The 14,572-nt window shown below is 45.6% G+C and carries 12 protein-coding genes; 1 reads left to right on the forward strand and 11 read right to left on the reverse strand.

Annotated elements, in window-relative coordinates; all coding sequences use genetic code 11:
* Positions 1–9: 9 nt before the first annotated feature.
* From ACWJJX_RS13030 to ACWJJX_RS13050, 5 genes are all read right to left on the reverse strand, one after another.
* Positions 10–1,968 (reverse strand): fructose-specific PTS transporter subunit EIIC, encoded by a 1,959-nt coding sequence (locus ACWJJX_RS13030; RefSeq protein ID WP_454023025.1) that lies wholly within the window; start codon positions 1,966–1,968, stop codon positions 10–12.
* Between the two features lie 152 nt (positions 1,969–2,120).
* Complete coding sequence (locus tag ACWJJX_RS13035) at positions 2,121–4,073, reverse strand: BglG family transcription antiterminator (RefSeq protein ID WP_454023026.1); 1,953 nt, start codon at positions 4,071–4,073, stop codon at positions 2,121–2,123.
* Between the two features lie 229 nt (positions 4,074–4,302).
* Entirely contained in the window at positions 4,303–5,220 is a 918-nt protein-coding gene (locus tag ACWJJX_RS13040) for an MBL fold metallo-hydrolase (protein WP_454023027.1), read from the reverse strand.
* Between the two features lie 46 nt (positions 5,221–5,266).
* A complete protein-coding gene (gene ybaK, locus ACWJJX_RS13045; protein ID WP_013352996.1) occupies positions 5,267–5,749 on the reverse strand; it encodes a Cys-tRNA(Pro) deacylase in 483 nt (160 codons plus the stop codon).
* A 67-nt stretch (positions 5,750–5,816) separates the two neighbouring features.
* The gene (locus ACWJJX_RS13050) at positions 5,817–6,701 is read right to left on the reverse strand and encodes a LysR family transcriptional regulator (RefSeq protein ID WP_003152795.1); all 885 of its coding nucleotides are present in this window, start codon (positions 6,699–6,701) and stop codon (positions 5,817–5,819) included.
* Between the two features lie 124 nt (positions 6,702–6,825).
* Here ACWJJX_RS13050 and ACWJJX_RS13055 point away from each other — a divergent pair, with 124 nt between their 5' ends.
* Positions 6,826–8,034 (forward strand): MFS transporter, encoded by a 1,209-nt coding sequence (locus tag ACWJJX_RS13055; RefSeq protein WP_003152792.1) that lies wholly within the window; start codon positions 6,826–6,828, stop codon positions 8,032–8,034.
* Positions 8,035–8,183: 149 nt separating this feature from the next.
* On the opposite strand, the gene ACWJJX_RS13060 is transcribed toward ACWJJX_RS13055, so the two are convergent.
* The 6 genes from ACWJJX_RS13060 to ACWJJX_RS13085 form a co-directional block, all read right to left on the reverse strand.
* Complete coding sequence (locus ACWJJX_RS13060; RefSeq protein WP_454023028.1) at positions 8,184–11,345, reverse strand: bifunctional cytochrome P450/NADPH--P450 reductase; 3,162 nt, start codon at positions 11,343–11,345, stop codon at positions 8,184–8,186.
* A 27-nt stretch (positions 11,346–11,372) separates the two neighbouring features.
* Positions 11,373–11,939, reverse strand: a complete 567-nt coding sequence (locus tag ACWJJX_RS13065; RefSeq protein WP_003152789.1) for a TetR/AcrR family transcriptional regulator — start codon at positions 11,937–11,939, stop codon at positions 11,373–11,375.
* A 209-nt stretch (positions 11,940–12,148) separates the two neighbouring features.
* Positions 12,149–12,688, reverse strand: coding sequence for a class I SAM-dependent methyltransferase (locus ACWJJX_RS13070; protein WP_088037425.1), 540 nt, complete (start codon positions 12,686–12,688; stop codon positions 12,149–12,151).
* A gap of 173 nt (positions 12,689–12,861) precedes the next feature.
* Entirely contained in the window at positions 12,862–13,017 is a 156-nt protein-coding gene (locus ACWJJX_RS13075) for a hypothetical protein (RefSeq protein ID WP_007408227.1), read from the reverse strand.
* Between the two features lie 173 nt (positions 13,018–13,190).
* Complete coding sequence (locus tag ACWJJX_RS13080; protein WP_003152787.1) at positions 13,191–13,331, reverse strand: YrzI family small protein; 141 nt, start codon at positions 13,329–13,331, stop codon at positions 13,191–13,193.
* Positions 13,332–13,719: 388 nt separating this feature from the next.
* The gene (locus ACWJJX_RS13085) at positions 13,720–14,520 is read right to left on the reverse strand and encodes a formate/nitrite transporter family protein (protein ID WP_007408225.1); all 801 of its coding nucleotides are present in this window, start codon (positions 14,518–14,520) and stop codon (positions 13,720–13,722) included.
* Between the last annotated feature and the right edge of the window lie 52 nt (positions 14,521–14,572).

A 14,572-nucleotide genomic window follows, 5' to 3' on the forward strand; every position in this document is an offset into this window, starting at 1 on the left:
TCCCTCGCTTTATTCGATTTCTTCCAGAAGCTCATACGCCTCTTCTTTTGTCTGAACGGAGAGCAGCCTTTCCCGATAGCTGTCATCCATCAGTTTTCGGGATAACATCTGCAATATTTTCAGATGCTGATTTCCGCCGCTTTCCTTCGGTACAGCAATCATAAAAATCAGTTTTGCATCAGAACCATCAAGGCTGTTCCAGTCAACACCCGAACGTCTTATTCCGAATGCAACACCCGGCGTTCTGACGGCTTCAGACTTTCCGTGCGGAATGGCGATATTCATACCTATCGCCGTGGTTCCCTGCTGTTCACGGCTCAAAATGGCCTGCTTAAATCCGCTGTCAGACAGCAGCATACCTTTACGGGACAATTTCTCGATCATTTCATCGATAATGTCATCCCTCGTTTCGCCGGATAAATGCGGTTCAATCAAGTCCGTGCTGATAATGTCAGTCAGTTTTTTGATTTCGGTCATCCCGGCTTTTCGGCTGTCAGCCTGAGATGGTTCCTTTGTTTCTTTTGCCGCTGCAGCTTCATTTGATGCGGCAGACGGCAGCACCTCACCGGGCGCGGGGGATTTCGCCATATCTTTCTTCAGTACATTAACCAACAGAGCGGTGACAAGAGAGCCTGCTGTTACAGCGATAAAAAACATCAATACATGATCTACTGCTCCAAGTACAGCAACGATGGGGCCGCCGTGTGCCACTCTGTCCCCCACATGGCCGATCATCGCTATCACCGAGCCGGTCATAGAACCCGCCATAATACTCGGGATCACTCGAAGGGGGTCTTGGGCCGCAAATGGAATGGCTCCTTCCGTGATACCGAAAAGGCCCATCGTAAATGAAGCTTTTCCCATTTCTCTTTCTGCGGCGGCGAATTTTCTTTTTCCTAAAAACGTCGCAATCCCAAGCCCTATCGGCGGTATACAAATGGAAACGGCAATCGGGCCCATAATTTCATAATTTCCTTCTCCGATCATTGCCGATCCGAATAGAAAGGCCACCTTGTTTACGGGTCCTCCCATATCAAAGGAGATCATCGCTCCTAAAATCAATGCCAGGAGAATTGAGCTCGAGCCTTTCATTCCCGCAAGCCAAACCGTTAATGATGCGAAAATATGAGCGACGGGGGCGCCGATCAGAAATACAAACGCCAAACCGACGATCAGTGAGGCAAACACCGGAATAATAATGATCGGCATAATCGGCTGTATTGCTTTAGGAACTTTACATTTTTTGATTCCAAGCGCCGCATATCCCGCCAAAAATCCCGCAATGATTCCTCCAAGAAATCCTGCGCCGCTCGCACTGTCGTAAAAGCTGCCGGATGCCGCAATATATCCGCCGATCATTCCGGGGACAAGACCCGGCTTATCGGCGATGCTGAACGCGATGTACCCGGCTAAAATCGGGATCATGAATGAAAAAGAAGCGCTGCCGATCTGTTCAATCGTTTTCCAAAAAGACTCATCCGGAATGACTAAGCCCTTTGGTGTTTTTTCTCCTCCAAGCGTCAATGCAACCGCTATCAATAATCCGCCGACGACAATGAAAGGAACCATAAAAGAAACGCCGTTCATTAAATGACGGTAAATCGGGTTTTGTTTTTTGCCCTGCTGACTTGCGGTTTGAGCTTTTGAAGCAGATTGATAAACCGGCACTTCACCGCTAAGCGCTTTTTGAATTAATTCTTCCGGTTTGCGGATGCCTTCCTGAACCCCGACGGCCAGCAGCTTTTTTCCCGCGAATCGGTCTTTGTTCACCGAACGGTCCGCCGCGATAATGATTGCGTCTGCTTCCCGGATTTCCTCTTCAGTCAGCCTATTTTCCACCCCGATTCCGCCCTGGGTTTCCACTTTGATCTCAACGCCTAATCTGCCGGCTGCTTTTTGTAAATTTTCAGCAGCCATATACGTATGGGCAATGCCGTTCGGACATGATGTAATCGCTAACAGTTTCATATAAATCCTCCTTTGCAGTCTGAATTTCAAGATCTTGTCTCAACTTTATACTGAAATCAGCCTGTGATAAGCGCGTTTTTTTACCATAAGTTCCGGAAATAACGGCATTTTTCCCTATAAACAGAAAAAAAGCAGGGAGCCATCCCCTGCTTTTAATAGTTTAAATACGATAAAAACGTCATCACATTTTTTTCTTCCGTCAGTTTTTGAATAAATGCCGGCTGCTCGCTAAGATAGGAAAGCTCACTGAATAATTGCTTTACCTTGTTTTGATCTTCGTGTTTGACGGCAAGCATAAATACAAGCGACACCTTTTCCGTCCCCCACTCAATGGGCTCTTTTAAGGTGGCGATTGCAATGGCTGATTGTTTGATATATTTAGAGTTCGCGTGAGGGATGGCAATACCCGCCCCGATATTTGTCGCCGACATTTTTTCTCTCATTACTGCATGAATGCCATACTCTTTTTCTACATAGCCTTTTTCATACAAAGCCTGCGCCAGCTTTTCAATGACCTGATAACGGTGCTCTGTCTCTTGCTGTAAAAAAACGAGAAACGGAGTCGTATCATTCAGCATTTTAAACGTTTTTTGCTCCCGGCGGTATGATGTATCAAGCTGTTGCATAAATGCGCTGAGCTTCTTTTCATCAGCAGGCTCCAAAAGCGGTGATACGACGATATGAGGGATCGTTACATTTCCAAGCTCTATCGTAGAAATGACGAAATCTATATCTTTATGCTTTTTGATATACTCTGTCAGCTCCGCTTTTGCGATACAGTCTTTTATCGTAATGTGATGAAATTTGCGTTCAATTTTAGTCCGCAGCAATTGCGACATGCCAATGCCCATATGGCAGACGATGATCGTCCTTTTAGGGTTATGACTGCTTCGGCGCAGCCGTTCGATCGCTGCCTGAAAATGCAGCGTCAAATAGGCCGCCTCTTCTTCAGGAATATAAAGATCAAATGTTTGATTGATGTCTTCTAAAACGTCAATGATAAGATGAAACAAATAAGGGTACATTTTTTTGATATCGTGGAGCATGGGGTTTGAAACAGAGAGATCATAGCTCAGCCGCTTCAACACCGGATCGAGATGAATGTTCAATCCGTTGATCAATTCCTGGTCTTTGTGAAAATCCAGCATTTTCAGTTCTGAAACACGATTGATCAAATGCCTGACGACTTTGGAAAGCTCAGAATCTTCAAGATCAAGCTTCTTTTCTTGCTGCAATGGATAGCGGACTTTCCCGCCTATTATATGTAAAGTTAAATAGACGGCTTCTTCCTCGGGAAACCGGATGGCAAATACCGGCTCAAGCCGTTTTAAACAAGCCAGTGTCCATTCATATTCTTTCTTCTTTTTTACCGCCTCCAGCTGTCTTGCAGAGATGGCGACCGGCTGTTTCATTTTGATACGGCGGATGGTCAGCAATGTATGCAGCAGCAAATTTTCAAATGTTTCATCCGTAAAATAGATAGAATGGTTTTTTTGTAATAACTTGATTTCTTTTCTCACAAAGTCCGCTTCATGACTTAAAAACTTACTTTTTATAAATTGGCTTGTAAACTCCGCATTATCAATCAAATCTGAAATTCGCGCCAATGCTTTTCTTTTGTTTTTTTCGTCCCCTTCAATCTTTAAGCCGAGCCGCTGTTTAGAAACCAGTATGAGGTCAAATCGCTTCAGCCACTCTTCAACCGCACTAATATCCTTTTTAATGGAAGCTCTGTTTACAAAATGCTGTGCGGCAATTTCTTTTGCGGAAACGGGCTTTGAATTCATTAATAAATCATAAGCGATGTGAAGTATTCTTTCTTCATCGGTCTTGTGCCTGCATGTAAAGTGCTCATTATAAATGTGCCGGCTTAACCGTGACCTTTCCTGTTCAGATATATGTAAATAGACGCCTAATCCCGGTTTGCGGATCAGCTGAGCTTGAGCATGTTCATTCAGGAAATCTTCAATCGTTTTCAAATCATTCCTGATCGTTTTTTCAGAACAGCGGACCCTGTCTGCGAAATCTTGCACAACTAAGTAGTCATCAGGTTCAGATAACAACAGATACAAAATCTTTTTCTGTCTTGAATTCATGTATTTCATCTGTTTTTCTATCCTTCCTGTCCGTTTCTGCTGGAGCAATTATGATAGGTTAAATATACTGCGCATACGAAACCGTTTTCATTGTATAGTGAAACAAAAGAGTAAAAAGTTTTGTTTTTTACCGCAGATTCCGGAAAAATCATGTTTTATACTGAGGCTGTTCACCTTTGGTTGACAACAAAACACCAACCGTTTTTAAACGATTGGTGTCGGCAGCGAAAACCTGCTGTTACAGCCAAAATGTTTCGCCAAGCGCTAATGCTTTCAGGTTTTCAGGAGGTAATGCACGCCGGTCCCACTCGCTGTGCAGTCTGCTTAATGCTTCCGGGCCTGTATCATCAGCAAGCCGGAATGCCCCGTAATGCATGGGAATGAAGCTGTCAGCCTTCAGCTCCAAAAACGCTTTCACGGCGTCTTCCGGATTGATATGTGACACTTTCATAAACCATTCGGGTTCGTATGCTCCGATCGGCATCAGAGCCGCCTTAATACGAAACCTCTCTCCGATTTCTTTAAAGCCCTCAAAATAGCCTGTATCTCCTGCAAAATAGATGGACTCGCCGTTTTCGCTTTCTATGACCCAGCCCCCCCAATGAGAGGTATCGGTATCCCAAAGCGTTCTCCGTGTCCAGTGCTGGGCCGGAACAAATGATATATTCACCCCCCGCATCTCAAAACGATCCCACCAATTCATTTCATGAACCTTTTTGCGGCCTTTTTTGATGAACAGCTTTTTCAATCCCGCAGGCACGTAAAAATCCGGGTTTCCTCTCAGTTTTTTTATACTCGGAAAATCAAGATGGTCATAATGCCCATGTGAGATGAGCACGGCATCAATGTCAGGCAGTTCGCTCAATTCATATCCCGGCTCTGTCAGCCGTTTTTGAAAACCCATCCTCCGCGCCCATACAGGGTCGGTCATTATGTTAAGCCCCTGTATTTGGATCAGAAATGAAGAATGGCCGATCCATGTTATGGCGGTTTCCGTCCGATTGACGGCAACATCACGGACATCCCTTGTGACCGCTTTCGGAATGTTCTCGCTTAAGTCTTTACTTTTTTCTCTTCGTTCTTTCATCCATTTCCACATATCTCTGAATCCATGTTCATTCTTCACGCCATTCAAGTTTTCATATCTTTTTTTCATTATCATTCTCCTTTGAAACGTGTATTCCATTAGATTCATCGGACATTTATACAATGTCTGTAAATACCGCTCCGCTTGCTTCGGCTAAATCTTGAGGCGCTACTTTCAGCTGCATTCCGATTTTCCCCGCACTGACAATCATAAACCCCAGTGTTTCAGCGGATCTATCAATAAAAGTCGGAAACCTTTTTTTCATTCCGATCGGAGAACAGCCGCCGCGTATATAGCCGGTCACTCCCAAAAGGTCCTTCATGGCAATCATTTCTATTTTCTTCTCACCTGCCGCCTTCGCAGCCTTTTTCAGATTCAGTTCTTTTGCAACGGGAACGACAAAGACGTAATAACGATCAGTTCCTGCAGATGCCACTAAGGTTTTATAAACATATTCGGCAGAGTATCCGATTTTTTGTGAAACGGAAAGACCGTCTGCGGGCTGTCCCCCTTCTGTTTTGTAACCTAATAGCTCATAGGGAATGTTTTGCTGCTCAATGATACGGACAGCATTTGTTTTCACTGTTTTTTTCGCCATGGTTATCCTCCGTTTTCTGTATTTCTTTCTGCTTTATTTTCAACTTCGATTTTAATAAAATGACCGCTCAGTTGCGTGCTTTGTAATAATCAAGTGCAAACTGTTTAAAACGCTCAGCAGCGGGAGAGAGAGCATGGTTTTTTAACTGCGCTAACGCTATGGTGCGTTCGCATTGGTAATCTGCAACCGGGAGAAAAACGACCGGAAAGTATGAATGCTCCGCGGTTTTCGGCAGCACTGCAGCCCCAAGACCCGCGGCGGTCAGCCCTAATATGGTTGACACTTCCTCTCCTTCAAATGCGAGATGCGGGTGTATATTCAAATCCCGGCACATCAGATCAAACATATACCTCAGCCCGTATCCCGGTTTAAATCCGACAAAATCCTCGTCCTGCATCTCTTTCATTTGAATGCTTTTATTTCCTGCAAGCGGGTGGTTCTCAGGAAGCACCGCATAAAGAGGCTCTTTCTCCAGCACTGTCCATTGTAAAAGCTCGCTGGGAAGCGGCGGGGAGCTGAGACAGATATCCGCATCTCCCGTTTCCACCATTTTGCGAAGCGTTTCATTTGCGCCTTGATAAAGCCGGAAGGTCACGTTTGGGTATAGCTTTTTAAATTCGGCAATCAGCTGAGGCATTAAGCGCAGCCCGAGCGTATGAAGAAAAGATACAGATATTTCGCCGTGTTCCAGGCTCATATTTTTTTTCACTTGTTCAACGCCTTCATTTAAAGCTCGTCTCGCTTGTTTTGCTTTTATTAAGAACTGCTCTCCGTGCCTTGTCAGCCGGACGGCTTTTGTCTCTCTGTAAAATAACGGCGCGCCTAATTCTTCTTCGAGCCTGATAATCGATCGGCTTAATGCCGGCTGAGAAATCATTCTTTCTTTTGCCGCGTTTGTGAAATGCTGATGAGTTGCCGCCGCAATGAAGTTGTCAATTTGATGAAGCTCCATTTTCTCCTTCTCCCCTTTCCTCATAACCTACACGCATTAATTCTATAGTTATTATAAATTAGACACATTGAAATGAAAAGCGTACGATACATATATAACCAACAGTGAGAAAAGAGGGACATTCATGACGTTTATTCAGCCTCATACAAAGGCTTACAGAAAGGCCAGCTTGGCTCTGTTTATCAGCGGCTTTGTGACATTTGCCACGCTTTACACGACACAGCCGCTTATGCCTTTGTTTTCGGAAGAGTTTCATATTTCCGCTGCGGCTGCCAGCTTAACTTTATCCATCTCAACAGCCGTTTTGGCATTTTCATTATTGGCCGCCGCTTCGTTGTCTGACGGATTCGGCAGAAAAAAATTAATGGTGCTGTCGTTAACAGCTACTTCTGTTTTAGGTCTATTAACAGCGTTCAGTCCGGCTTTTCCGGCGCTTTTGGCGATGAGGGGGCTGCTCGGTATTTTTCTGGCAGGCGTTCCTGCTGTCGCTATGACATATGTAGGCGAGGAGTTTGATCCGAAGGGCCTCGGGAAAATGATGGGCCTGTATATCAGCGGCACAAGCATCGGGGGAATGAGCGGCAGGCTGTTAACGGGGCTTCTGACTGATGTATTCGGCTGGCGGCCGGCGCTTGCCATTATCGGCATTCTTTCTATTATATTAAGCTATTTGTTTTGGCGTTTTCTTCCGGCTCCGCGCCATTCATCTCAGCGGCATGCGGGCGTAAAAGCGGCATGTAAGGAATACGGAGCGGTTCTACACCGCAAACGGCTGCTTTTGTTAATATCTCTGGGATTTATATTAATGGGGAGTTTTGTGACATTATATAATTATATCGGCTTTCATTTAATGGCGGCTCCTTATCATTTGTCACAGACTGTAATCGGTTTTATTTTTATTGTCTATCTCGCGGGAACGTTCAGCTCTGTCTATATGGGGAAAAAAGCAGATCTTTTCGGAAGTGCAAAAATGATTAAGATTGCGATTTTTGTTATGCTTGCCGGCGCAGCGGTGACACTTTTGCCCCAGCTTGCCCTTAAAATTGCGGGCATTGCCGTGTTTACCTTCGGCTTTTTCGGCGCACATTCAATTGCAAGCGCCTGGGTCGGCCGAGCAGCCGGTGATCAGCGCGCGCAAGCTTCTTCATTATATCTGCTTGCATACTATATCGGGTCAAGCGCGGCCGGGTCTTGCGGCGGTTTCTTTTGGACGCATTTTCATTGGATCGGTATCATTTCATTTATTTCGGTTTTGCTATTGCTGTCTTATCCAATTTTATTTGTGGCGGAATTCAGAAAAAAGGGACATAGCCGCCTGCATGTAAATCAATAAAAACATTAAAGATTTGTGTCTTTTGTCCGATACTAAAGATAAGGCCGGCACGATACTCCCTATAACTATTCCTTTTGATTCAGTAGATTTCAAATATCGTGCCGGCTTTCTTCAATTAAAACACAATCTTCAATTGCCTTACGCTTCTGTTACACACCTGCCCAAACATCTTTCGCATATCTTCCTTCCGCCTGCAGCTGTTCAAGCCAATTCGAGGAAACTTTTGAATCAGTGTTATGCACCTTTTCATACGCCTGAAGCAGTACATTTTCGACAGCCGGAGCCATTTTGCTTCCGTCTCCGCATATATAGAGATGGCCGCCTTGGTCAAGAAGCGCAATAATCTGTGCAGCCTCGCGAAGCAGGACATCCTGTACGTAAACTTTACAGTCCTGATCTAATCTGGAATACGCCCGATGCACGGTGACAAGGCCGTTTTTCTCCGCATGGTCGAATTCATCTTTGTACAGATCGTCTTCTTCAGGATGTCTGCAGCCGAAGTATAAATGAGCTTCGCCCAGGCTGTTACCGGACATTTTTTCTGCTGCCCGCGCCTGGATAAATCCCCTGAACGGTGCAATTCCGGTGCCTGCTCCGATCATAATGAGAGGCGTTTTCGTATTTTCAGGCAATGCGAAACCCGACTGCGGCGAGCGGATGAAACAGACGGCAGAATCGCCATTTTGTAATCCGGCTAAATAGTTCGAAGCCACGCCCCTGTATTCTCCCCGGCCGCTCCACGCCGGAGCCGTCACAACGCCGACCGTGATACTGAGCTCCCTTTTGTTTGACTTCGGTGAGCTTGAGATTGAATAATAGCGCGCCTTTAAGGACGGCAGAAGTTCTAAAAAGCGCTCAAACGGCAGTTCACAAGCCGGATAATCTTCCAGCAGGTCCAGCATGGTCATTCGTTTTTTCAGCACGTTTTCTTTATATGCCGCATCGTCAGAATAAAGATGCTCCAATTCTTTTTGGTGCGGCGGGCACACGGTATGGGCGGCAAGTTCGCGAAGCTGGGCTCTCGTTGCCGGTTCCTGCAGCTCTACATATGACGCCAAAAGCGCCGGCGCATTAACCGGCCGGTCCATCGGCAGATGAGGCAGCTGCCGGCCCTTGATCTTAAAGTGCTGGTTCGGATCAAGACCGAATCGGCGAATGACACGGCTGATCAGTTCCCCGCTGTTTTGCGGAAGCACCCCGAGATGGTCTCCTTCCCGATACGTTTCGGTTTTCGGGAGACGCAGCTCAATATGCCGGACTGAACGCTTGCTGCTTTCGGTATGAAGCTCTTTGTTTGTGGTGACTTCCGCCTCAAATGCTTTGTACGTTTTGGCAATCGGCGTCTCGGCTGCTTCACTTACGTATTCGATTGATAACTGTGATTTGTTTGTCTGTTTTGGAGCGGCCTCTATATGAAAAGCCTTCATGATGTCCTTCCAGAATGAGTCTTCCCAGGCTTCCTGACTGTACTCAAAATCATCGGCATTGTCGCCCTCTCCGATAGAGGTCAGCCGTTTTGCCCCTTTTTCTTCAAGCACTTTGTCTATCAGGCGGGGGATCCTCTGGTAAGTGGCGGCCCAATTGCGGTCTCCGCAGCCGAAGACGGCGTAAGAAACACCCTTTAATTCCTGATCTTCAAGGGTTTCCATCCATTTCACAAAACCCGCTGCGTTATCAGGCGGCGCCCCGTTATAAGAAGCCGTCACAATAACGACTGCGCCTTTTACAGGCAGTTTCCCCGTATAATCATCGAGCGGGCCGGTTTCAGTTGAAAATCCTTTGCTTCTGCCGATGTCAGCCAGCTCTTCCGCGATTCCTTCCGCAGTTCCCAAATTTGAACCGTAAAGAATGAGAAGCGGCGTTCCGTGGGACGGTATTTCTGTCGTTTCTTCTTTGTGACCGCTGACTTCAGCTTTATGGTTTTGTGCGGACTGCTGATTGGACACATCCTTGTTTTTCACACGGATTTTAAAATCACCGGGCTTAATGGTTAAAGCTTCTTTAATCGTAAGCTCATAATCAGTATGATCAATCAGTTCAAAGTGTTTAAGGACAAGGCCGAGCACCATTGTCGCTTCCTGCAGGGCAAACTGCATCCCGATGCATGCGCGCTGTCCGTTTCCGAACGGCTTATAGGCATCAGCCGGAATTGCCGCGGGATCGCTGAACCTTTCCGGACGGAATAGCTCGGCATCTTCTCCCCACGCGCTTTTATCCCGGTGAAGCTGCGGAGTCAGAATCGTCACCGGCTGTCCTTTCGCAATCGGATATTTCCCGCCGAGAACCGTATCTTCTTTCGCGTACAGGGAAAATGCCGGGGCAGTCGGATACAGCCGCAAAGTCTCGTTTAACACCATGCGGATATATGTCAGCTGCTGAATCTGCTTATATTCAGGTGTCTCTCCCGTCAGCACCCGCTCGGCTTCCTGAACGGCTTTTTTCAATTTATCTTTATTTTTCAGCAGGCAGTAAATCGCGAATGAAAGCAGTCCGCTTGTGGTTTCATGCCCCGCGATCAAAAAGGTAATGATTTGATAACGGATATTTTCATCATCCAGCCTTTCACCCGTTACAGGATCTTTCGCTTCAAGCATCAATGCTAAAAGGTCAGACAGATTCTCATCCGGATTTTCCCTCCGCTCAGCTATGATCCGGTCTACGAGTTCATTCATCACTTCAATATCCTGCTGGAACTGATGTCTCGTTTTGATCATCAGCTTGTCCTGCAGGCTGTGTCTCTGCGATTGGCGCATTGCCTCCTGCAGCGCGCGAAGCATACTTGTGATAAAAGGATGCTGTGTGTCGCGGTAAAAGCTGTTAAAGCGGTAATGAAATCCGCACAGGCCGATTGTATCCAGCGTCAGGCGCGTCATATCTTCGGCAACGTCAATTTCTTCATTCGGATTTAATCTGCTCCACTTCTGCACGAGCTGCATGGCAATATCAAGCATCATTGAATGATAGCCTTTCATCGCCTTCTGGCTGAAGCTCGGCAATAAAATCCGATGCGCTTTCTGCCAATTCTTTTCGTGAGTCCAGCTCGTAAATAGTCCGTCACCGCCAAACTCACGGACTTTCAGCAAGGCTTTGCTGAGGTTTTTATCAAATCGCTTTTCATCACAGACTTCTGCCGCGAGCTCGCGGCCTGAGACGAAGACCCCGACAGAGCTCGGAAATTCGAAACGAAAGATCGGGCCGTATTCTTCGGCAATTTTCCAGAGCGATTGTGACAGTTTTTCTTTTTCCAAGTGAGGGAGATTTTTCAGAGGTCCGTATGTTTTCGGCTGCGGTATAGCGCTTAGCTGTTTCATATCGATCTTCCTTCCTTCGGCGAATAGTTAATGAGTTCTGATGGCATCCCAAGAACATTGTTCCAATTCTTTCAGAAACGGTTTTGTTATTTCGACGCTTCCCGTCCGGATAAGCTGATAGAGTTTGAGATATGCCCCGAGCAGCAGCGCCATCAGCACATTGGACGGCAGATTGCGGAGCACACCTTCAGACTTGCCGCGCTGAAAAAAGACGTCAAGCATCTGTGTTATTTCATCAAGAAGCTTACGGCTCGTTTCATTCAGAAAGTAGGCGTCCTTATTCGTTTCAAGAAAAAACAATGCATACTCACTTTCCTTCGTAAAATCAATCAGACAATAAAACAGGTGATGAAACCCTTCTCTTACAGAGATACCCTGAAAGTCCGTTTTGACTTTTTTCATAAAACGCTGCGCACTTTCCTGATACAGTACGTTCACAAGTGTCTCTTTACTGTCAAAGTAACGGTAGATTGTGCCGGTTCCGACATCGGCCTGAGCGGCAATCATCGGAATCGTCGTTGCGTCAAATCCTCTATCTGTAAACAAAGTAAGCGACGCTTTCATAATGAGTTCAACCTTGTTTGAAGCTGTCATTTCATCCCCCTTTCCAGATTCGGAATGAATATTCATTCCGTTTGTTCAAAATATTTAAAATGTACGGTCATCTGATTACCATTGTATAAGAAAAAAACTTTTTTTAATATAAAATAGATGTGAAATAACCAAAAATAAGGAAATATGCCCAATTTCACAAAAAGAGCTGCAGTGACTTAAGCAGCTCTTTTTATTTCCCAAGAAATATTCTATTTAATGGCAGTAATAAAATGGAACGAATCTCTGCTGACAACTGAAATGTCTCTGAAATGCTGATCATAGAGCACCTGAATCACATCCTTCTCACTCATCCGCGAAGGTTTCAAAACCATATAGAAACACCCGTCAATTTGAAGAACGCGGTACACTTCTTTACATGCTGTCCTGTAATCGATGACTGTTTCAGCAGTATGTAATGAGAAAACTTTATGAAAGCTGCGATCGCGGAACGGTAAGCTTTCAGGCCTCCCCTGCTGAATGTTTCCGCGCCCGGCTTTTATAACCGAACGGTTTGCGCGCTGTGTTTTCCGTATTTTACGTTTCGATGTTTCTATGCTTTTAAGACTGCCCTTTTCAAGCTGTCCGATGATTTGTTTAAACATTGAGCCGTTTCCGGTCCCGATTTCCAAAATGCGGTCGTATTCCTGTATGTCCATCAAGATTTGCTGAATGACTGACTCTGCCGGTTCTGATGCAGCAAAGTATTTCGCGCGCATTCGTTTTAATGCTGAAGATGTATGTTGCAACATTGTATAACACCCGCTTTTCCATTCCTGTGATTTATTATTCAGAAATAATATTACCTCGTATTAGTATGAGGTACTAACTAGACGCACTTCTCTTTATGAACGTTTCGATTTATTTGAAATTTATATTTGTTTTCATAAAAAAAAAGACGGAAAACGTAGGTTTTCCGCCTGCTCTAGTACCAATAATACGGTGCTATATATCTTGTCTGCCGGGAAAGCGCCGCCATTCTCTGCCGGCGATACGGGTTGCCGTAGCCGTGTTTAAATGAATGGGGCATTGACGCATACCCGTGCCCGATGGATGGAATCCTGTTCTGACCGCCTTGCATGCTATCACCCGCTTACCAATTTTTCTTTCTTTACCATGGTATGCAGGCCGTCTGCGACGTGACAGCAACATCCTCGCTAAACCTGGTCCTTCTCCATTGTGTAATGATTCAGCAGTTCAATTCTGAACATGATGATCTCCTCCTTCTCCTCCGTTTTGGCCCTTCGTGTCCGTTCAGTTCATATAAAAGTGTTTCAGCTGGCGTTCTTTCGCTTCATTATAAAACTCTTCGACCTGCTGTTCTCGTTCATACTCTTCCGCACTTTTAAAACGCTTTGAAATGGTCAGTGTTAAAAAGAAAAGATTAATGGTCATTATCGCTCACCCCCTTTCAATATCCGCACAAGCGAAAATAACCCGCAGCAAACTTCATATGCGCTGCGGGCAGACTAAATCCGCAGACAAAAGAAGACGTGCTTCTTTCCCTGCGGGGAGCTGCGAATGTCCTGATACTCCGAAATTAACGTGCTTGACGGGCAGAGGTTAAGGAAGGACACGAACTCTTCCACAGGCTGAATCGGTTCAATTGTAAATTTTGATTGCCGTTTAACGTCGTCATGTGATTCAACCTCCCTTTGCTTTTTTCTTACTTTGTAAGTATATCCATCAGCTTCCATTTTGTAAACATTTTTTTCAAGATTTGGACGGAAAATGTGCTGGCATTCCGCTTCAATTGTCCGTGTTTTCCGGCATCTTTCTTACCTCAGGAAACTCTTTTCATCCCTTGCTTTTTCTGATCTTTTTTTGAATATGCAATAAAATAAATAAGGCCGACAAACACTGCCCCGCCGATTACATTCCCGATAAAGGCCGGAATGAGATTGCCAATCAGATCACCCCACGAAAAAGAACCTGCAAAAATCGCAGCCGGGATGATAAACATATTGGCTACAACGTGCTGAAAACCAATCGCGACAAACGCCATAATCGGAAACCATATACCCGCGATTTTTCCGGCTCCGTCTTCTGCGCCGAAAGAAAGCCAGACGGCCAAACAGACAAGCCAGTTACAGCCGATCGCCGAAACAATAACTTTTCCAAACGGCATATCCAACTTGCCTTGTGCGACCGCAATCGTTTTTTCCAAGTAAGGTCCTGTTTCGGTTAATCCAACAACATGTCCGAAAAAGTAAGCGACAAACAGTGCGCCGACAAGATTCATCAACGTCACGATCACCCAATTTTTCACTAATGCACCGGCGGATATTCTTCTGGAAAAAAGCGCCATAGATACCGACATCATATTACCCGTAATCAGCTCCGCGCCGGCAAGAACGACGAGCACCAATCCGATGGGAAACACGGACGCCCCGATTAAACTCGACAGGCTTCCCCATTCTTTCGGAAGGTCGCCGATGACACGGATATCAAGCAAATAACCGAGTGCGATAAACGCTCCTCCCAAAAATCCTAATACAATCAGTGCTGAAAGCGGTGAATGCACCTTTTTTACCCCTGATTCGACCGCAAGCTCCGCTATTTCGTCCGGTTTACGAAAAGCCATAATAACCCCTCCATTTATCATTTCAGCCCCGCAGTTTCCAAAGACGCCTAAC

The organism is Bacillus sp. YH3-2-B2, from assembly GCF_053663335.1.